We start from the raw sequence: 17,867 nt of genomic DNA, 5'->3' as shown, positions 1-17,867 counted from the left end.
GGTAGACCCCTTGATCGATGTAAATAACTTTGAGTATATGAAAATAGGTCTTGCTTCACCTGATAAAATCCGATCTTGGTCTCGTGGTGAAGTCAAGAAACCGGAAACGATTAACTACCGTACGTTGAAGCCGGAGAAAGACGGGCTTTTCTGTGAAAGAATTTTCGGTCCGCAAAAAGACTGGGAATGTCACTGTGGTAAATACAAGCGCGTCCGCTATAAGGGTGTTGTCTGTGACCGCTGTGGAGTAGAAGTTACACGTGCAAAAGTTCGACGTGAACGAATGGGACATATCGAACTTGCGGCACCAGTCTCTCATATCTGGTACTTCAAAGGAATCCCAAGCAGAATGGGCCTTGTGCTCGATATGTCACCTAGAGCCCTTGAAGAAGTGATTTATTTCGCTTCCTGGGTAGTGACAGATCCAGGTGAAACACCACTTGAGAAGAAGCAGCTTTTATCTGAAAAAGAATACCGTTCTTACCGCGAAAAGTATGGACAGGGATTCAGTGCACAAATGGGTGCCGAGTCAATCAAGAAGCTTCTTGAAGATATCGATCTCGATAAAGAAGTGAATGTCCTGAAAGAAGAACTGAAGACAGCTCAAGGACAAAGACGTACACGTGCAATCAAGCGTCTTGAAGTGCTTGAAGCGTTCCGTCATTCAGGAAACCTTACGTCATGGATGATTTTAGAAGTGTTGCCGGTCATTCCCCCGGAACTTCGTCCGATGGTCCAATTGGACGGTGGTCGTTTTGCGACTTCCGACCTCAATGATTTATACCGTCGAGTCATCAACCGTAACAACCGTCTGAAGCGGCTATTGGATCTTGGAGCACCGAACATCATTGTCCAAAATGAAAAGCGCATGCTCCAGGAAGCGGTAGATGCATTGATCGACAACGGACGCCGAGGAAGACCTGTAACGGGACCAGGAAACCGTCCATTGAAGTCCCTCTCCCATATGTTGAAGGGGAAACAAGGTCGTTTCCGTCAGAACCTGCTTGGTAAACGTGTCGACTATTCTGGTCGTTCCGTTATCGTTGTAGGTCCGAACCTGAAGATGTATCAGTGTGGCCTCCCGAAAGAGATGGCACTTGAACTGTTCAAGCCTTTCGTCATGAAGGAATTGGTCAATAAAGGCCTTGCTCATAATATTAAGAGTGCCAAGCGTAAAGTTGAACGCGTCCAGCCTGAAGTATGGGATGTACTGGAAGAGGTCATCAAAGAGCACCCAGTTCTATTGAACCGTGCACCTACACTTCACCGTTTGGGAATCCAGGCATTCGAACCGACATTGGTCGAAGGGCGTGCAATCCGTCTTCACCCATTAGTATGTACTGCATACAATGCGGACTTTGATGGAGACCAGATGGCTGTCCACGTGCCATTATCAGCTGAAGCACAAGCGGAAGCTCGCATTTTGATGCTTGCTGCGCAGAACATTCTGAACCCGAAAGATGGCAAGCCGGTTGTTACACCGTCTCAGGATATGGTATTAGGTAACTACTACCTTACTCTTGAGCGAATAGGTGCGATCGGGGAAGGAATGATCGTCAACGATGCGAATGAAGCTTTGACAGCATATCAAAATGGTTATGTCCATCTTCACACTCGTGTCGCAATCCCGGCGAAAGCGCTCGGGAAAGGATCATTCACTGAAGAGCAAAACCGTAAATTATTAATCACGACAATCGGTAAGTTGATTTTCAATGAAATCTTACCGCCGTCATTCCCTTATATCAACGAGCCGACTGAGTATAACCTGGAAGTAGCAACACCAGAGAAATACTTTATCGATCCGACTGTTGATTTGAAAGAGGAACTTGATAAACGCGAATTGATTCCGCCTTTCAAGAAAGGTATCTTAGGAAAAATCATCGCTGAGGTATTCAAACGATTCAAAATCACCGAAACCTCTCGAATGCTTGACCGAATGAAGGATTTAGGATTCAAATACGCTACTAAAGCAGGTATCACTGTTGGTGTATCTGACATCGTCGTCCTTTCTGAAAAGAAGGAAATCCTTGAAGAAGCGGAAGAGAAAGTCACTAAAGTATTACAGCAGTTCCGTAGAGGACTTATTACAGAAGAAGAACGTTATGATCGTGTCATTTCCATCTGGAGTAACGCAAAAGATGCAATCCAAGAAAAGCTGATGGTTTCCTTGGATCCATATAACCCGATCTTCATGATGAGTGATTCAGGTGCCCGTGGTAACGCATCTAACTTTACACAGCTTGCTGGAATGCGTGGACTGATGGCCAACCCGGCTGGTCAGATCATTGAACTTCCGATCAAATCCAGTTTCCGTGAAGGTCTTACGGTTCTTGAATACTTCATCTCCACGCACGGTGCTCGTAAAGGTCTTGCCGATACAGCACTTAAGACTGCTGACTCAGGTTATCTGACTCGTCGTCTTGTTGACGTTGCCCAGGATGTAATCGTCCGTGAAAAAGACTGTGGAACCGACCGCGGTCTGACTGTCCGGGCAATTAAAGAAGGAAATGAAGTTATTGAACCACTTGAGGAGAGATTGATTGGTCGGGTAGCATTCAAGACCATCCATCATCCTGAAAATGATTCTGTCATTGTCGGACGTAACGACTTGATCACAGAAGACATTGCCAAAGAAATCATCGACCTGGGAATTGAAGAGGTCGTCATCCGTTCGGCGTTCACATGTAACACTCGTCACGGTGTATGTAACCTATGTTATGGACGAAATCTCGCAACCGGTACTGAAGTGGAAGTGGGAGAAGCTGTCGGTATCATCGCTGCTCAATCAATCGGTGAGCCAGGAACACAGCTTACAATGCGTACATTCCATACAGGCGGGGTTGCGGGAGATGACATCACCCAAGGTCTACCTCGTATCCAGGAATTGTTTGAGGCACGTAACCCGAAAGGTCAAGCGGTCATTTCTGAACTTGATGGAACGATTACAGCGATCAATGAAATTCGGGATAAGCGAGAAATCACTGTTCAAGGTGAAGTGGAAAGCCGTTCTTACACAATCCCTTACGGTGCACGTATCAAAGTGAAAGTAGACGATAAGATTGTAGCAGGCCAAGAACTGACGGAAGGTTCGATCGATCCGAAAGAATTGATGAAAGTTTCTGGTGTTGACGCAGTCCAGAACTACTTGCTTCGTGAGGTACAGAAAGTATACCGTATGCAAGGGGTAGAAATCGGTGATAAGCACGTTGAGGTAATGGTCCGTCAAATGATGCGTAAAGTCCGTGTCATCGAAGCTGGAGATACAAACGTCTTACCAGGATCGCTTGTCGACATCAACCAATTCACAGATGTCAACACACAAGTCCTGTTAGAAAGCGGTCAACCAGCTACAGGGCGGCCAGTCTTGCTCGGAATTACAAAAGCATCTCTTGAAACCGAGTCATTCTTATCAGCAGCTTCCTTCCAGGAAACGACGCGTGTCCTGACTGATGCAGCGATTAAAGGCAAGCGAGATGAGTTGCTTGGACTGAAAGAGAATGTGATCATCGGTAAGCTTGTACCAGCTGGAACAGGGATGGCGCGCTACCGTAACATCGTGCCAGCAGGCGGGGAAACCGAATTGGAACCGACTGAAGAATCTGTTCCTGCAGAAGAATTAGTCACACAAGATTAATTGTTTGTTGACAACATTTTTCAACTCTGATAATATAACGGAGTGCTTTCATATAACCTGTTAAACTTTGGAGGATATCTGAACAAATGTCTTATGAAAAAGTAACGCAGGCCACAAATTTTATTGTTGGCACCAAGCAAACAATAAAAGCCCTTCAGAATGGGGAAGTGAAAGAGCTAATCGTTGCAAATGATGCAGATCAGCGTGTAACGATTAAAGTCGTTCACATCGCAAGAGAAAAAAGCGTTCCTGTCACAAACGTCGACTCGATGAAAAAGCTTGGCAAAGCTTGCGGGATTGACGTTGGGGCTGCAACGGTTGCGATAATAGGATAAAATGTTTTTGCCAGGGCTGTTTAGCCCTGCGCAAAAACTTTATTTTGTCCCAAAATGAACCACCTGGATGTGTGGGCTAGGAATACAAGTATTAGAAGGGAGGATATAAAATGCCTACTATTAACCAATTGGTACGTAAGGGTCGTCATTCAAAAGGTAAGAAATCTGACTCGCCAGCACTGAACAAAGGCTACAACAGCTTCAAGAAAGTGAATACTGATCTTTCTTCTCCGCAAAAGCGCGGTGTTTGTACACGTGTTGGTACAATGACACCTAAGAAGCCGAACTCTGCACTTCGTAAGTATGCGCGTGTCCGTTTGACTAACCAGATCGAAGTTACAGCTTACATTCCTGGAATTGGTCACAACCTGCAAGAACACAGTGTTGTACTTATCCGCGGAGGTCGTGTCAAGGACTTGCCGGGAGTACGTTACCACATCGTTCGTGGTGCACTCGATACTGCTGGAGTCAATGACCGTAGACAAGGCCGTTCTAAGTATGGAACGAAGAAGCCTAAAGACGAAAAGAAATAAATAGGTAGTTCAAAAAGGTAGTTTCAAAAGTCATCAAATGATGAACGGCGAATTTCTGCGTTCCTCGAAAAAGGAAATCACTTTTCCTTCGTGCGAGGTATCGCTTCCGAAGTTTATTCTTGTGCTTGGTTTTACCGGTCCTCATGTATTGAACACATACATTCCGGTCCTCAAAACCATCGCGCCTTGAACTTCTTGTTCCTGATTCGCTAACTTTTGAACCTTCATTGAAAAAGTCATCAAATGATGAACGGTGTACCATCGCTTTTGAACACTCACAATAATTTTAACAACGATTGAAAGGAGGGGACTACATGCCTCGTAAAGGACCTGTAGAACGTCGTGATGTATTACCAGATCCAATTTATAAATCTAAACTTGTGACACGCCTAATCAACAAAATCATGGTTGATGGAAAAAGAGGTGTAGCGCAAACGATTTTATATAATGCGTTCAACATCGTGCAAGAGAAAACAAACCAGGATCCAATGGAAGTACTTGACCAAGCACTTAAGAATATCATGCCAGTTCTTGAAGTAAAAGCTCGTCGTGTTGGTGGTGCAAACTATCAAGTACCAGTTGAAGTACGCCCAGAGCGTCGTTCAACACTTGGACTTCGTTGGTTGGTTAACTACTCTCGTCTTCGTGGAGAAAAAACGATGGAAGAGAGACTAGCATACGAAATCATGGATGCAGCTAACAACACTGGTGCTTCTGTCAAGAAGCGTGAAGACATGCATAAGATGGCTGAAGCGAACAAAGCATTCGCTCACTATCGTTGGTAAAATAAGAGAAAACAAACTATCAATCATATTCGAAGGAAGGAGAAAGACCCTATGGCAAGAGAGTTCTCCTTAAAAGATACACGTAATATCGGGATTATGGCTCACATTGATGCCGGTAAGACAACTACGACTGAACGTATCTTATTTTATACAGGTCGTATCCACAAAATTGGTGAAACTCACGAGGGAGCTTCACAAATGGACTGGATGGAGCAGGAACAAGAGCGCGGAATTACAATTACTTCCGCGGCTACTACTGCACAATGGAAAGACCACCGTATTAATATCATCGACACACCAGGACACGTAGACTTCACAGTTGAAGTTGAGCGTTCATTACGTGTATTAGACGGAGCAGTAGCGGTCCTTGACGCTCAATCTGGTGTTGAACCGCAAACAGAAACAGTATGGCGTCAAGCGACGACATACCATGTACCACGTATCGTGTTCATCAATAAGATGGACAAAATCGGAGCAGACTTCATCTACTCACTTGGAACACTTCGTGAGCGCCTAGGTGCTAACGCACATGCGATCCAGCTTCCAATCGGTGCTGAGGATGACTTCGAAGGTATCATCGACCTTGTAGAAATGAAAGCTTACTTCTATGAGGATGATCTTGGAACCCGTACACAAGCAGGTGAAATTCCTGACGAGTATAAAGAGCTCGCTGAAGAATATCACGGAAAGCTTGTTGAAGCAGTAGCTGAATTAGATGAAGACCTAATGATGAAATACCTAGAAGGTGAAGAGCTTACAGTTGAAGAGCTGAAAGCTGGTATCCGTAAAGGTACTGTTGACGTTGAATTCTACCCGGTTCTTTGTGGTTCGGCATTTAAGAACAAAGGTGTTCAACTTGTACTGGATGCTACACTTGATTACTTACCATCTCCACTAGATGTACCGGCAATCAAAGGTTTCCTGCCTGAGTCTGAAGAAGAAGTGACACGTGAGTCCGACGACAACGGTCCATTTGCTGCCTTGGCTTTCAAGGTTATGACTGACCCTTACGTTGGTAAGCTGACATTCTTCCGTGTGTACTCTGGTACACTTGATTCTGGATCATACATCAAGAACTCTACGAAGAATAAGCGTGAGCGTGTCGGACGTATCCTGCAAATGCACGCAAACTCTCGTGAAGAGATTTCAACTGTTTATGCAGGAGATATCGCTGCTGCCGTTGGATTGAAGGATACTTCTACTGGTGACACTCTCTGTGAAGAGAACGACATGGTAATCCTTGAATCAATGGACTTCCCAGAGCCGGTTATCTCATTATCTGTTGAGCCTAAATCCAAGGCTGACCAAGACAAGATGTCTATCGCTCTAGCTAAATTAGCGGAAGAAGATCCAACATTCAAAACTGAAACGAACACGGAAACTGGACAAACGATCATTTCTGGAATGGGTGAACTTCACCTTGATATCATCGTTGACCGTATGCGTCGTGAGTTTAAAGTTGAAGCAAATGTTGGTGCTCCTCAAGTTGCTTACCGTGAAACAATCCGCAAAGGCGCGAAAGTTGAAGGTAAGTTCGTACGTCAATCCGGTGGACGAGGACAATACGGACACGTTTGGATTGAATTCGAACCAAACGAAGAGGGTGCGGGATTTGAATTTCAGAACAAAATCGTCGGTGGGGTTGTACCACGTGAATATATTCCAGCGGTACAAAACGGAATCGAAGAAGCATTGCAGAACGGGATGATTGCAGGCTATCCTGTAATCGACCTTAAAGCAACAATCTATGATGGTTCATACCACGATGTCGACTCAAACGAAATGGCGTTCAAGATTGCAGGATCCATGGCATTGAAAAACGCTAAACAATATTGTTCTCCAGTTCTTCTTGAGCCGATGATGAAAGTTGAAGTTGTTGTACCAGAAGAATACATGGGAGATATCATGGGTGATGTAACTTCTCGCCGTGGTAGAGTCGAAGGTATGGAAGCTCGTGGTAATGCTCAAGTTATCCGTGCTATGGTACCACTTTCTGAAATGTTCGGTTACGCAACTACCCTGCGTTCAAGAACGCAAGGGCGCGGAACTTACACAATGCACTTTGAAAAGTACGAAGAAGTACCAAAGTCAATTTCAGAAGAAATCATCAAAAAAGTAAGCGGACAGTAATCGTTTACGACTTGTACTAAGAAGTATATTTATTGTAAGCTAAGATAGGTGAAGTTAAGCTTTATCTATCTTACAAATAAAAAACAACTATCTTTTATATTTAAAGGAGGAACATAACTCATGGCAAAAGAAAAATTTGACCGTTCCAAAGACCACGTTAACATTGGTACAATTGGACACGTTGACCATGGTAAAACTACATTGACTGCAGCAATCACTACTGTACTTCACAAGAAGTCTGGTAAAGGTGAAGCTCGTGCATACGATCAAATCGATGGTGCTCCAGAAGAGCGTGAGCGTGGAATCACAATCGCTACTGCACACGTTGAGTACGAAACAGACAACCGTCACTATGCACACGTTGACTGCCCTGGACACGCTGACTATGTTAAAAACATGATCACTGGTGCTGCACAAATGGACGGCGGAATCCTTGTTGTTTCTGCTGCTGACGGCCCAATGCCTCAAACTCGTGAGCACATCCTACTTTCTCGTAACGTAGGTGTTCCCAACTTGGTAGTGTTCATGAACAAATGTGACATGGTAGACGATGAAGAACTACTTGAACTAGTAGAAATGGAAGTACGTGACCTTCTTTCTGAATACGACTTCCCTGGTGACGATGTACCAGTAATTAAAGGTTCTGCTCTTAAAGCTCTCGAAGGAGACGCTGAGTGGGAAGAGAAAATCTTCGAACTTATGAATGCAGTTGATGAGTACATCCCAACTCCAGAACGTGACACTGACAAGCCATTCATGATGCCAGTTGAGGACGTGTTCTCAATCACTGGTCGTGGTACTGTTGCTACTGGACGTGTGGAACGTGGACAAGTCAAAGTCGGTGACGAAGTTGAAATTCTTGGACTTACTGAAGCTCCTAAGAAAACGACTGTTACTGGTGTAGAAATGTTCCGTAAACTTCTTGACTATGCTGAAGCTGGTGACAACATCGGTGCCCTACTTCGTGGTGTTTCCCGTGATGACATCGAGCGTGGCCAAGTTCTTGTTAAGCCAGGAACTGTTAAAGCTCACACTAAGTTTAAAGCAGAAGTTTATGTCCTTTCTAAAGAAGAAGGTGGACGTCACACTCCATTCTTCGCTAACTATCGCCCACAGTTCTACTTCCGTACAACGGATGTAACTGGAACGATTGCTCTTCCAGAAGGAACTGAAATGGTTATGCCTGGGGACAACATTGAAATGATAGTAGAATTGATCGCTCCAATCGCGATTGAAGATGGAACTCGTTTTTCTATCCGTGAAGGTGGACGTACAGTAGGTTCTGGTGTTGTAACATCTATCGTTGAGTAATAGAATGGAAAGCACTCCGTATTTGCGGAGTGCTTTTTTTATGGATATTTTTAGCTGTTACCATAATCCTGGTGTTGTCGAGTTAATTTACGAGTTGTCGAGATAATTATGAAGTTGTAGCGTTCAGGCTCTTAATCGTTGAGATAAATACTTTTTTGATCTATTCAGAAGAATTCAGGAGCCTTTTCGAACAACTGACTTATAGAAATGAATGATAATCGCAAGGTTTTTAATCGTATTATTCATCGCAAATGTGTAATTTGGCGTGATCTTTCCCGTTTTGAGATAAATCTAGTCTAAACTTCCCTCTCAATCAAAAAATTCCTCTTCTAAATGATCCGGAAAATATCCGTCCCCAAAAAATTACGATCCTATTCAAAAATTCCTTGCAAATCATTGGTAAAACCATTATAATAGTTCAAGTGTGGCTGAATACTTGTTTATACTATTGTTGCTTGCAAAACCCTTGCGACTCTAGTATAATCTATAATGTTGGCCATCAATTTGCGATGAAGTAGAAGGTTGCGGACACACCCGGCCCCTTTGCCATGGCGGGAACGTTCGGTAAATTTCTACTGAGAATTGTCTATATCAATGGACGAGAAGGAGGGGAAATAATGGCAAAGCAAAAGATTCGTATTCGTTTAAAAGCTTATGATCACCGTATCCTGGATCAATCTGGTGAGAAGATCGTAGAAACTGCTAAGAGATCTGGTGCAAAGGTATCGGGACCAATCCCGCTGCCAACTGAAAAGTCTGTATACACAATCTTGCGTGCGGTTCACAAGTACAAAGATTCTCGTGAACAGTTTGAAATGCGCACACATAAGCGTTTGATCGACATTATCGAGCCGACGCCACAAACGGTCGATTCACTAATGCGTTTGGATCTGCCATCTGGCGTAGATATCGAAATCAAGCTATAAAATTAAAAATTTTAAGGATATATTAGGAGGTGTGACGAATGACCAAAGGAATCTTAGGTAAAAAGATCGGTATGACTCAAATCTTTGCAGAGAACGGTGAGGTAATTCCTGTAACTGTTGTCGAAGCTGCTCCGAACGTTGTTCTACAAAAGAAGACAGCTGAAAACGACGGCTATGAGGCAATCCAAATCGGTTATGCTGACAAGAAAGAATCTCGTACGAACAAACCTGCAAAGGGCCATGCTGAAAAAGCGAACACAAACCCTAAGCGCTACATTAAAGAGGTTCGCAATGTAGAATTAGCGGACTATGAAGTTGGTCAGGAAGTCAAAGTGGATATTTTCCGGGAAGGCGACATAGTCGACGTAACTGGAACATCAAAAGGTAAAGGATTCCAAGGTGTGATCAAGCGGCATGGACAATCTCGCGGACCGATGACTCACGGTTCCCGTTACCACCGTCGCCCTGGTTCAATGGGTGCTGTTGACCCAATGCACGTTTTCAAAGGTAAAAAGCTACCTGGACGTATGGGTGGAAACACAGTTACAGTGCAAAACCTTGAAATCGCTAGAGTTGACGCTGAGCGCAACCTGCTATTGATAAAAGGTAACGTACCTGGTGCGAAAAAGAGCTACGTAACAGTAGAATCTGCAGTTAAGGCAAAAGAAGCTAAGTAAGAAAGGAGGATACACCGGTGCCAAAAGTAACGCTTTATAACCAATCCGGTTCTGAAATCGGAGATATCGAATTAAATGACAATGTATTTGGAATTGAACCAAATGAAGATGTGCTTTTCGATGCAGTTGTCATGCAACAAGCATCAAGCCGCCAAGGAACTCATGCTGTGAAAAACCGTTCTGCGGTAAGAGGTGGAGGTCGCAAACCTTGGCGTCAAAAAGGTACAGGACGTGCTCGTCAAGGATCCATTCGCTCTCCACAATGGGTAGGCGGTGGTGTGGTATTCGGACCAACACCAAGAAGCTACAGTTACAAGCTGCCTAAAAAAGTACGTCGCTTAGCGATCAAATCTGCCCTTTCTTCTAAAGTGCAAGAAAACAGCGTGGTCGTATTGGATGAGCTTAAGTTTGAAGCTCCAAAAACGAAAGAGATGGCTACAGTGTTAGCTAACTTCTCTACAGCAGCAAAAGCGCTTGTCGTTACTGGTGATTATAACGAATTCGTAGCTTTATCCGCTCGTAATATCCCTGGAGTTACTATCGTAACTGCTGACGGTGTAAACGTGTTGGATGTGCTGAACCACGATAAATTATTCATGACGAAAGATGCTGTAGAAAAGGTAGAGGAGGTGCTCGCATAATGGCAGACGCACGTGAAATCATTAAGCGCCCCGTTATCACTGAAAGAACTACAGAAATCATGGGTGAAGGGAAATACACGTTCGAGGTTGATCCTCGTGCTAACAAAACCCAGATCAAAGACGCGGTAGAAGAAATTTTCGGTGTCAAAGTCGAAAATGTCAACACACAAAATTACAAAGGGAAGAAGAAACGTGTAGGTCGTTACTTCGGATACACTGCAAAGCGCAAAAAAGCGATTGTGCAGTTGACATCTGATAGTAAAGAACTCGATTTCTTCGAAGGAGTATAAGCTTACTCGTAAAGGAGGGACCGTAAAATGGCTATCAAAAAGTATAAACCAACATCAAATGGTCGTCGTCATATGACATCATCTGATTTTAGTGAAATCACAACAGATCAGCCCGAAAAGTCGTTGTTAGCGCCATTAAGCAAAAAAGCTGGACGTAACAACCAGGGGCGTATTACTACACGTCACCAAGGTGGAGGCCACAAGCGGAAGTATCGTATCATCGACTTCAAACGTGACAAAGATGGAATACCAGGACGCGTTGCTACGATCGAATATGATCCGAACCGTTCTGCCAACATTGCGCTTATCCACTATGCTGACGGAGAAAAGCGTTATATCCTTGCTGTTAAAGGCATGCAAGTAGGACAGGAAATCATGTCTGGACCAGAAGCGGACATCAAGACTGGAAATGCTATGGCTCTTAAAGATATCCCGGTTGGTACTACCATCCACAATATCGAAATGAAGCCTGGTCGCGGAGGTCAACTTGTTCGTTCTGCTGGAGCAGAAGCACAACTACTAGGTAAGGAAGAGCGTTATGCACTTGTACGTCTTCGTTCAGGTGAAACTCGCCGTATCCTATTGACTTGCCGTGCGACAATCGGTCAAGTTGGAAACCTGGAGCACGAATTGATCAACATCGGTAAAGCAGGTCGTTCTCGTTGGATGGGCAAACGCCCGACTGTACGTGGATCTGTTATGAACCCTAACGATCACCCGCATGGTGGTGGTGAAGGACGTGCACCTATCGGACGTAAATCACCAATGTCTCCATGGGGCAAACCTACACTTGGATACAAGACTCGTAAGAAGAACAAGCCAAGTGACAAATATATCGTACGTCGTCGTAAAAAATAACGGGATTGAACTACGGTTCAAAAGAACCGTAGCGCAATCGCGAAGGGAGGTACAAACATGGGTCGTAGTTTGAAAAAGGGACCTTTCGTGGATGATCACTTAATGAAAAAGGTAGAAGTTCTTAACGAAGCGAATGACAAGAAGGTCATCAAGACTTGGTCTCGTCGCTCTACTATTTTTCCGGATTTCATCGGACACACAATTGCCGTTTATGACGGACGTAAGCACGTGCCAGTATATGTGACTGAAGACATGGTCGGACACAAGCTAGGTGAATTTGCACCTACACGCACATACAAAGGCCACGCAGCTGATGATAAGAAAACAAGACGTTAACAAGAGAGGAGGTACTCCGAATGGAAGCTAAAGCTGTTGCAAAACAGGTTCGAATTGCTCCTCGTAAAGCTCGCCTAGTCGTCGATCTCATTCGAGGAAAGGAAGTTGGAGAAGCGATTGCAATTTTGCGTCACACACCAAAAGCAGCGTCTCCAATCATTGAAAAGGTACTCAATTCTGCAATCGCAAACGCAGAACACAACTATGAGTTGGAACCGAACAATTTGGTAATTAAGACTGCATGTGTTGATGAAGGTGTAACATTGAAACGATTCCGCCCACGTGCTATGGGTCGTGCAAGCCGCATCAATAAACGCACAAGTCATATTACGATCGTAGTTTCAGAAAAGAAGGAGGGATAAATCGTGGGTCAAAAAGTAAATCCAATAGGACTTCGTGTCGGCGTCATCCGTGACTGGGAATCTAAATGGTACGCGGACAAAGATTACGCTGATCTATTACATGAAGACATCAAAATTCGTGAATACATTGAAAATCGTTTGAAGGATGCAGCTGTCTCAGCGGTTGAAATCGAGCGTGCAGCAAACCGTGTGAACATCACAGTCAAAACTGCTAAGCCTGGTATGGTCATCGGTAAAGGTGGTTCTGAAGTTGAAGCACTTCGTAAATCCCTTAACGATCTGACAGGTAAAAGAGTTCATGTAAATATCTTTGAAATCAAGCAAGCAGATCTAAATTCCAAGCTCGTTGCAGAAAACATTGCTCGTCAGCTTGAAAATCGTATTTCGTTCCGTCGTGCTATGAAGCAAACGATCCAACGTGCGATGCGTGCAGGTGCGAAAGGGATCAAAACGGAAGTATCAGGTCGTCTAGGTGGCGCTGATATCGCTCGTTCTGAATCCTACAGTGAAGGAACTGTTCCGCTTCACACTCTTCGTGCAGATATCGACTATGGAACTGCCGAAGCAGACACTACTTACGGTAAATTAGGCGTTAAAGTCTGGATCTATCGTGGTGAAGTCCTTCCAACGAAAGGAACGAAACAAGAGGAAGGAGGAAAATAATTATGTTGATGCCAAAACGTGTTAAATATCGTAGAGAACACCGTGGTAAAATGCGCGGGCGCGCAAAAGGCGGCCAGGAAATCGCATTCGGTGAATACGGCCTACAAGCAGTTGAATCGTCTTGGATCACTAACCGTCAGATTGAAGCGGCTCGTATCGCGATGACGCGTTACATGAAGCGTGGCGGTAAAGTTTGGATTAAAATTTTCCCTTCTAAGCCTTACACAGCGAAGCCTCTAGAAGTACGTATGGGTTCCGGTAAAGGTGCGCCAGAAGGATGGGTTGCAGTCGTAAAGCCAGGGAAAATCATGTTTGAAATAGCTGGAGTATCAGAGGAAGTAGCTCGCGAAGCACTTCGTCTTGCATCTCACAAGCTGCCAATCAAAACAAAATTTGTAAAACGCGAAGAAGTGGGTGGTGACACAAATGAAAGCTAATGATTTCCGTAACTTAACCACTGCAGAAATCGAACAGAACGTTAAAACTCTTAAAGAAGAGTTATTCAACCTTCGCTTTCAATTAGCAACTGGCCAATTAGAGAACCCTGCCCGCATTCGTGAAGTCCGTAAAGCCATTGCACGTGCAAAAACTGTTTTGCGCGAACGCGAGCTCGGAATTACGAACGCCTAAATTGAAGGGAGGACTTAAAAAATGAGCGAACGCAATCAACGTAAAGTATACGTAGGTCGTGTCGTATCCGACAAAATGGATAAGACGATCGCAGTACTGGTTGAAACTTATAAAAATGATAAATTGTACGGTAAGCGTGTAAAGTACTCTAAAAAGTTCAAGGCACATGATGAAAACAACACTGCTAAGATGGGTGACGTTGTTAAAATCATGGAAACTCGCCCGTTATCTAAAGATAAACGCTTCCGTCTAGTAGAAGTAGTAGAAGAATCAATCATCATCTAATAAAAGTTCGGATCGATATCTTCAGTCCGAAAGGAGGTACACGTAAATGATTCAACAAGAATCACGCTTAAAAGTCGCTGACAACTCTGGAGCTCGTGAACTGCTAACTATCAAGGTCCTCGGTGGATCTGGACGTAAGTATGCGAACATCGGTGATATGGTTGTGTGTTCTGTTAAATCCGCAACACCAGGTGGCGTTGTCAAGAAAGGTGAAGTCGTTCGTGCAGTAATCGTACGTTCTAAACGCGGCATGCGCCGTCCAGACGGATCTTACATCCGTTTCGATGAGAATGCTGCAGTAATCGTACGTGACGACAAGAGCCCAAGAGGAACACGTATTTTCGGACCTGTCGCGCGTGAACTTCGTGACAATCAATTTATGAAAATCGTTTCATTAGCGCCAGAAGTTCTTTAATAAAATTCAAGCTCTGTCTTGTAAGGAGGTGCGCAAATCGCTATGCCTAAAATGCACGTGAAAAAAGGCGATAAAGTTCAAGTTATTTCAGGTAAGGATAAAGGGAAGCAAGGAGTAGTCCTTCAAGCGTTACCTAAAAACAACCGTGTTGTTGTTGAAGGAATTAACGTTGTGAAGAAGCACGCCAAGCCTTCTCAAGATAATCCACAAGGTGGAATCCTTAATGTTGAAGCATCTATCCATGCTTCTAACGTTATGTTGATCGACCCTAAATCAAATGAACCTACTCGTATAGGATATAAAGATGTGGACGGGAAGAAAGTACGTGTTGCTAAAAAGTCAGGAGAAGCACTTGATAAATAAGCTTTGTTGAAAGGAGGTTACCTAGAATGAATCGTCTACAAGAAAGATACAAAAAAGAAATCGTTCCTTCTCTACAAGAGAAGTTCAACTATACATCTGTGATGCAAGTACCAAAAATCGAAAAGATCGTTATCAACATGGGGATCGGTGATGCTGTTTCCAACGCGAAAGCTCTTGATGTTGCCGTTGAAGAACTAACTGAAATCGCTGGTCAAAAGCCGGTCGTCACAAAGGCAAAGAAGTCCATCGCTGGATTCAAGCTGCGTGAAGGTATGCCAATCGGTGCAAAGGTTACATTGCGCGGTGAGCGTATGTACGAATTCCTCGACAAGCTGATCAGTGTTTCTCTTCCACGCGTACGTGACTTCCGTGGTGTTTCTAAGAAATCATTTGACGGTCGCGGAAACTACACTCTTGGAGTGAAAGAACAGCTTATTTTCCCAGAGATTGATTATGATAAGGTCAACAAAGTGCGCGGTATGGATATTGTTATCGTCACTACTGCGAACACTGACGAAGAGGCTCGTGAACTACTTCTTCAAGTAGGTATGCCGTTCCAAAAATAATGAGCCAAAGGAGGGAAAACTGTGGCGAAAAAATCAATGATCGCTAAACAAAAGCGTAAACAGAAATTCAAAGTTCAAGAATACACTCGTTGTGAACGCTGCGGACGTCCGCATTCCGTAATCCGTAAATTCAAGCTTTGCAGAATTTGTTTCCGCGAACTTGCATATAAAGGTCAAATCCCTGGCGTCAAAAAAGCTAGCTGGTAAAACCCATTGTCGGGAAGGAGGTAATTAGTAATGGTCATGACAGATCCAATTGCAGATATGTTAACTCGTATTCGTAATGCAAATACTGTAGGGCACGATAAATTAGAGGTTCCTGCATCAAAGCTCAAAAGAGAAATCGCAGAAATCCTTAAGAACGAAGGGTTCGTACGTGATGTCGAGTATATCGAAGATAGCAAGCAAGGAGTTATTCGTATTTTCTTAAAGTACGGTCAAAACAACCAACGTGTTATTACTGGCCTTAAGAGAATCAGTAAGCCTGGTTTGCGTGTCTATGCGAAAGCTTATGAAGTACCACGTGTACTTGGTGGACTAGGAATCGCACTAGTTTCAACATCAAAAGGTATTATGACTGATAAAGACGCTCGTAACCAACAGGTTGGCGGAGAAGTCTTAGCATACGTTTGGTAATCGAAAGAAAGAAAGAATGGAGGTGCAGCCTGAATGTCTCGTATTGGTAACAAACACTTAGAAATTCCAAGCGGCGTGACAGTTGATAAGAAAGACAACAACGTCGTGACTGTCAAAGGCCCTAAAGGTGAGTTGACTCGCTCTTTTAGCCCGGACATGAAAATCAACATCAAAGATAACAAGGTCACTGTTGAACGCCCAAGCGATCACAAAGACCACAAATCTCTTCACGGAACGACAGCTAGTCTTATCGGTAACATGATCGAGGGTGTTTCGAACGGTTATCAAAAAGCTCTTGAACTAGTAGGGGTTGGATACCGTGCTAACAAATCCGGTAACAAACTAGTATTGAATGTTGGATACTCACACCCTGTAGAGATCGTCCCTGAACAAGGAATCGAGGTTGAGGTCCCAGCGAATACGAAAGTAATCGTGAAAGGTATCGACAAAGAACGTGTTGGTGCGGTAGCAGCGAATATTCGCTCTGTTCGTCTTCCAGAACCGTATAAAGGTAAAGGTATCCGTTACGAAGGAGAATATGTTCGTCGTAAGGAAGGTAAGACTGGTAAATAGTAACGTAAGATTACGGAAAGGAGTGGCGTAGGATGATTACGAAGCAAGACAAAAATACTGCGCGTAAGAAAAGACATGCTCGTGTGCGCCGTACAATTTTCGGAACAGCAGAACGTCCTCGCTTGAACGTATTCCGCTCATCAAAGCACATTTACGCTCAATTGATTGATGATGAAAACGGAGTTACGTTGTTATCTGCATCTACTTTAGACTCTAACGTAGATGTTGATAATGGTGGAAATGTTGAAGCTGCTAAGAAAGTCGGCGAAGAAATCGCTAAGCGTGCAGTTGAAGCTGGACATAAAGTAGTTGTATTCGACCGCGGTGGTTACATTTATCACGGACGTGTGAAAGCACTGGCAGACGCAGCTCGTGAAGCTGGACTACAATTTTAATAGAAGGAGGGAAATCCAATCATGCGTGGAATCGATCCAAACAAACTAGAACTTGAAGAACGTGTTGTTACCGTAAACCGTGTGGCAAAGGTTGTAAAAGGCGGACGTCGCTTTCGCTTTGCTGCGGTTGTGGTAGTTGGAGATAAAAACGGTCATGTAGGATTCGGTACTGGTAAAGCACAAGAGGTACCAGAAGCGATCCGCAAGGCTATCGAAGATGCGAAGAAGAATCTTATCAGTGTACCGATTGTTGGCACTACGCTTCCTCACCAGATCAACGGACGATATGGAGCGGGTAACGTATTGTTGAAGCCTGCATCTGAGGGTACAGGAGTCATCGCTGGAGGACCTGTACGTGCAGTACTAGAGTTGGCTGGAGTTGGTGACATCCTATCTAAATCATTAGGATCCAACAACCCGATCAACATGGTACGTGCAACAATCAACGGACTTAAAAATCTAAAACGTGCTGAGGACGTTGCGAAATTACGCGGCAAATCAGTTGAAGAACTATTAGGTTAAG

General features: G+C 44.0%; 25 protein-coding genes. All 25 read left to right on the top strand.

Features of this window, described 5'->3' with window-relative positions; all coding sequences use genetic code 11:
• Window positions 1–10 precede the first annotated feature (10 nt).
• The 25 genes from rpoC to rpsE all read left to right on the top strand — a co-directional run bounded on the left by rpoC (window position 11) and on the right by rpsE (window position 17,866).
• Entirely contained in the window at window positions 11–3,634 is a 3,624-nt protein-coding gene (rpoC, locus tag L1611_RS19350; RefSeq protein WP_236315319.1) for a DNA-directed RNA polymerase subunit beta', read from the top strand.
• Window positions 3,635–3,720: 86 nt separating this feature from the next.
• A complete protein-coding gene (locus L1611_RS19345) occupies window positions 3,721–3,969 on the top strand; it encodes a 50S ribosomal protein L7ae-like protein (protein ID WP_225067053.1) in 249 nt (82 codons plus the stop codon).
• 110 nt (window positions 3,970–4,079) lie between these two features.
• Window positions 4,080–4,502 carry a 30S ribosomal protein S12 gene (gene rpsL, locus L1611_RS19340; RefSeq protein ID WP_221569194.1) on the top strand — a complete coding sequence of 141 codons (423 nt, stop codon included), beginning with the start codon at window positions 4,080–4,082 and terminating at the stop codon, window positions 4,500–4,502.
• A 314-nt stretch (window positions 4,503–4,816) separates the two neighbouring features.
• Complete coding sequence (gene rpsG / locus L1611_RS19335; RefSeq protein WP_236315318.1) at window positions 4,817–5,287, top strand: 30S ribosomal protein S7; 471 nt, start codon at window positions 4,817–4,819, stop codon at window positions 5,285–5,287.
• Between the two features lie 51 nt (window positions 5,288–5,338).
• Complete coding sequence (fusA, locus tag L1611_RS19330) at window positions 5,339–7,417, top strand: elongation factor G (RefSeq protein ID WP_236315317.1); 2,079 nt, start codon at window positions 5,339–5,341, stop codon at window positions 7,415–7,417.
• A gap of 120 nt (window positions 7,418–7,537) precedes the next feature.
• Window positions 7,538–8,728, top strand: a complete 1,191-nt coding sequence (gene tuf / locus L1611_RS19325) for an elongation factor Tu (RefSeq protein ID WP_236315316.1) — start codon at window positions 7,538–7,540, stop codon at window positions 8,726–8,728.
• A 617-nt stretch (window positions 8,729–9,345) separates the two neighbouring features.
• Window positions 9,346–9,654 carry a 30S ribosomal protein S10 gene (gene rpsJ, locus L1611_RS19320; RefSeq protein WP_221569190.1) on the top strand — a complete coding sequence of 103 codons (309 nt, stop codon included), beginning with the start codon at window positions 9,346–9,348 and terminating at the stop codon, window positions 9,652–9,654.
• Between the two features lie 38 nt (window positions 9,655–9,692).
• Window positions 9,693–10,331, top strand: coding sequence for a 50S ribosomal protein L3 (rplC, locus tag L1611_RS19315; protein ID WP_236315315.1), 639 nt, complete (start codon window positions 9,693–9,695; stop codon window positions 10,329–10,331).
• Between the two features lie 17 nt (window positions 10,332–10,348).
• On the top strand, window positions 10,349–10,972 hold the full coding sequence (gene rplD / locus L1611_RS19310; RefSeq protein WP_225067057.1) for a 50S ribosomal protein L4: 624 nt from the start codon (window positions 10,349–10,351) through the stop codon (window positions 10,970–10,972).
• Entirely contained in the window at window positions 10,972–11,262 is a 291-nt protein-coding gene (rplW, locus tag L1611_RS19305) for a 50S ribosomal protein L23 (protein WP_225067058.1), read from the top strand. Before rplD ends, rplW begins: the two co-directional genes overlap by 1 nt.
• A 27-nt stretch (window positions 11,263–11,289) precedes the next feature.
• Window positions 11,290–12,120 (top strand): 50S ribosomal protein L2, encoded by an 831-nt coding sequence (gene rplB, locus L1611_RS19300; protein WP_225067059.1) that lies wholly within the window; start codon window positions 11,290–11,292, stop codon window positions 12,118–12,120.
• 57 nt (window positions 12,121–12,177) lie between these two features.
• Window positions 12,178–12,456 (top strand): 30S ribosomal protein S19, encoded by a 279-nt coding sequence (gene rpsS / locus L1611_RS19295; protein ID WP_225067060.1) that lies wholly within the window; start codon window positions 12,178–12,180, stop codon window positions 12,454–12,456.
• 20 nt (window positions 12,457–12,476) lie between these two features.
• Window positions 12,477–12,818, top strand: a complete 342-nt coding sequence (rplV, locus tag L1611_RS19290; RefSeq protein ID WP_225067061.1) for a 50S ribosomal protein L22 — start codon at window positions 12,477–12,479, stop codon at window positions 12,816–12,818.
• 3 nt (window positions 12,819–12,821) lie between these two features.
• Entirely contained in the window at window positions 12,822–13,481 is a 660-nt protein-coding gene (gene rpsC, locus L1611_RS19285; protein WP_225067062.1) for a 30S ribosomal protein S3, read from the top strand.
• Window positions 13,482–13,483: 2 nt separating this feature from the next.
• Complete coding sequence (gene rplP, locus L1611_RS19280) at window positions 13,484–13,918, top strand: 50S ribosomal protein L16 (protein WP_221569182.1); 435 nt, start codon at window positions 13,484–13,486, stop codon at window positions 13,916–13,918.
• On the top strand, window positions 13,908–14,111 hold the full coding sequence (rpmC, locus tag L1611_RS19275) for a 50S ribosomal protein L29 (protein WP_225067063.1): 204 nt from the start codon (window positions 13,908–13,910) through the stop codon (window positions 14,109–14,111). The genes rplP and rpmC overlap by 11 nt, the downstream gene beginning before the upstream one ends.
• A gap of 21 nt (window positions 14,112–14,132) precedes the next feature.
• Entirely contained in the window at window positions 14,133–14,396 is a 264-nt protein-coding gene (gene rpsQ / locus L1611_RS19270) for a 30S ribosomal protein S17 (protein ID WP_236315314.1), read from the top strand.
• A 46-nt stretch (window positions 14,397–14,442) separates the two neighbouring features.
• Window positions 14,443–14,811, top strand: a complete 369-nt coding sequence (gene rplN, locus L1611_RS19265; RefSeq protein ID WP_221569179.1) for a 50S ribosomal protein L14 — start codon at window positions 14,443–14,445, stop codon at window positions 14,809–14,811.
• A gap of 51 nt (window positions 14,812–14,862) precedes the next feature.
• Window positions 14,863–15,174, top strand: a complete 312-nt coding sequence (gene rplX, locus L1611_RS19260) for a 50S ribosomal protein L24 (protein ID WP_236315343.1) — start codon at window positions 14,863–14,865, stop codon at window positions 15,172–15,174.
• 26 nt (window positions 15,175–15,200) lie between these two features.
• Window positions 15,201–15,740 carry a 50S ribosomal protein L5 gene (gene rplE, locus L1611_RS19255; RefSeq protein ID WP_236315313.1) on the top strand — a complete coding sequence of 180 codons (540 nt, stop codon included), beginning with the start codon at window positions 15,201–15,203 and terminating at the stop codon, window positions 15,738–15,740.
• A 21-nt stretch (window positions 15,741–15,761) separates the two neighbouring features.
• Entirely contained in the window at window positions 15,762–15,947 is a 186-nt protein-coding gene (rpsN, locus tag L1611_RS19250; protein WP_225067067.1) for a 30S ribosomal protein S14, read from the top strand.
• A gap of 30 nt (window positions 15,948–15,977) precedes the next feature.
• A complete protein-coding gene (rpsH, locus tag L1611_RS19245; protein WP_225067068.1) occupies window positions 15,978–16,376 on the top strand; it encodes a 30S ribosomal protein S8 in 399 nt (132 codons plus the stop codon).
• Between the two features lie 33 nt (window positions 16,377–16,409).
• Window positions 16,410–16,949 (top strand): 50S ribosomal protein L6, encoded by a 540-nt coding sequence (rplF, locus tag L1611_RS19240; RefSeq protein ID WP_236315312.1) that lies wholly within the window; start codon window positions 16,410–16,412, stop codon window positions 16,947–16,949.
• A 32-nt stretch (window positions 16,950–16,981) separates the two neighbouring features.
• Complete coding sequence (rplR, locus tag L1611_RS19235) at window positions 16,982–17,344, top strand: 50S ribosomal protein L18 (protein WP_236315311.1); 363 nt, start codon at window positions 16,982–16,984, stop codon at window positions 17,342–17,344.
• A gap of 21 nt (window positions 17,345–17,365) precedes the next feature.
• The gene (gene rpsE, locus L1611_RS19230) at window positions 17,366–17,866 is read left to right on the top strand and encodes a 30S ribosomal protein S5 (protein WP_225067071.1); all 501 of its coding nucleotides are present in this window, start codon (window positions 17,366–17,368) and stop codon (window positions 17,864–17,866) included.
• The last annotated feature ends 1 nt before the right edge of the window (window position 17,867 follow it).

This window comes from Pseudalkalibacillus salsuginis (assembly GCF_021646685.1).
Lineage (GTDB): Bacteria > Bacillota > Bacilli > Bacillales > Fictibacillaceae > Pseudalkalibacillus > Pseudalkalibacillus salsuginis.
This window is presented reverse-complemented; position numbering and strand designations above follow the sequence as displayed.

Coding starts and splice junctions, on each gene's coding strand:
- rpsL (WP_221569194.1), top strand. CDS start 4,080: ATGCCTACTATTAACCAATTGGTACGTAAGGGTCGTCATTCAAAAGGT.
- rplV (WP_225067061.1), top strand. CDS start 12,477: ATGGAAGCTAAAGCTGTTGCAAAACAGGTTCGAATTGCTCCTCGTAAA.
- rplR (WP_236315311.1), top strand. CDS start 16,982: ATGATTACGAAGCAAGACAAAAATACTGCGCGTAAGAAAAGACATGCT.
- tuf (WP_236315316.1), top strand. CDS start 7,538: ATGGCAAAAGAAAAATTTGACCGTTCCAAAGACCACGTTAACATTGGT.
- rpsS (WP_225067060.1), top strand. CDS start 12,178: ATGGGTCGTAGTTTGAAAAAGGGACCTTTCGTGGATGATCACTTAATG.
- rplF (WP_236315312.1), top strand. CDS start 16,410: ATGTCTCGTATTGGTAACAAACACTTAGAAATTCCAAGCGGCGTGACA.
- rplE (WP_236315313.1), top strand. CDS start 15,201: ATGAATCGTCTACAAGAAAGATACAAAAAAGAAATCGTTCCTTCTCTA.
- rpsJ (WP_221569190.1), top strand. CDS start 9,346: ATGGCAAAGCAAAAGATTCGTATTCGTTTAAAAGCTTATGATCACCGT.
- L1611_RS19345 (WP_225067053.1), top strand. CDS start 3,721: ATGTCTTATGAAAAAGTAACGCAGGCCACAAATTTTATTGTTGGCACC.
- rpsQ (WP_236315314.1), top strand. CDS start 14,133: ATGAGCGAACGCAATCAACGTAAAGTATACGTAGGTCGTGTCGTATCC.
- rplC (WP_236315315.1), top strand. CDS start 9,693: ATGACCAAAGGAATCTTAGGTAAAAAGATCGGTATGACTCAAATCTTT.
- rpmC (WP_225067063.1), top strand. CDS start 13,908: ATGAAAGCTAATGATTTCCGTAACTTAACCACTGCAGAAATCGAACAG.
- rplP (WP_221569182.1), top strand. CDS start 13,484: ATGTTGATGCCAAAACGTGTTAAATATCGTAGAGAACACCGTGGTAAA.
- rpsE (WP_225067071.1), top strand. CDS start 17,366: ATGCGTGGAATCGATCCAAACAAACTAGAACTTGAAGAACGTGTTGTT.
- fusA (WP_236315317.1), top strand. CDS start 5,339: ATGGCAAGAGAGTTCTCCTTAAAAGATACACGTAATATCGGGATTATG.
- rplB (WP_225067059.1), top strand. CDS start 11,290: ATGGCTATCAAAAAGTATAAACCAACATCAAATGGTCGTCGTCATATG.
- rplW (WP_225067058.1), top strand. CDS start 10,972: ATGGCAGACGCACGTGAAATCATTAAGCGCCCCGTTATCACTGAAAGA.
- rpsH (WP_225067068.1), top strand. CDS start 15,978: ATGGTCATGACAGATCCAATTGCAGATATGTTAACTCGTATTCGTAAT.
- rpsG (WP_236315318.1), top strand. CDS start 4,817: ATGCCTCGTAAAGGACCTGTAGAACGTCGTGATGTATTACCAGATCCA.
- rplN (WP_221569179.1), top strand. CDS start 14,443: ATGATTCAACAAGAATCACGCTTAAAAGTCGCTGACAACTCTGGAGCT.
- rplX (WP_236315343.1), top strand. CDS start 14,863: ATGCACGTGAAAAAAGGCGATAAAGTTCAAGTTATTTCAGGTAAGGAT.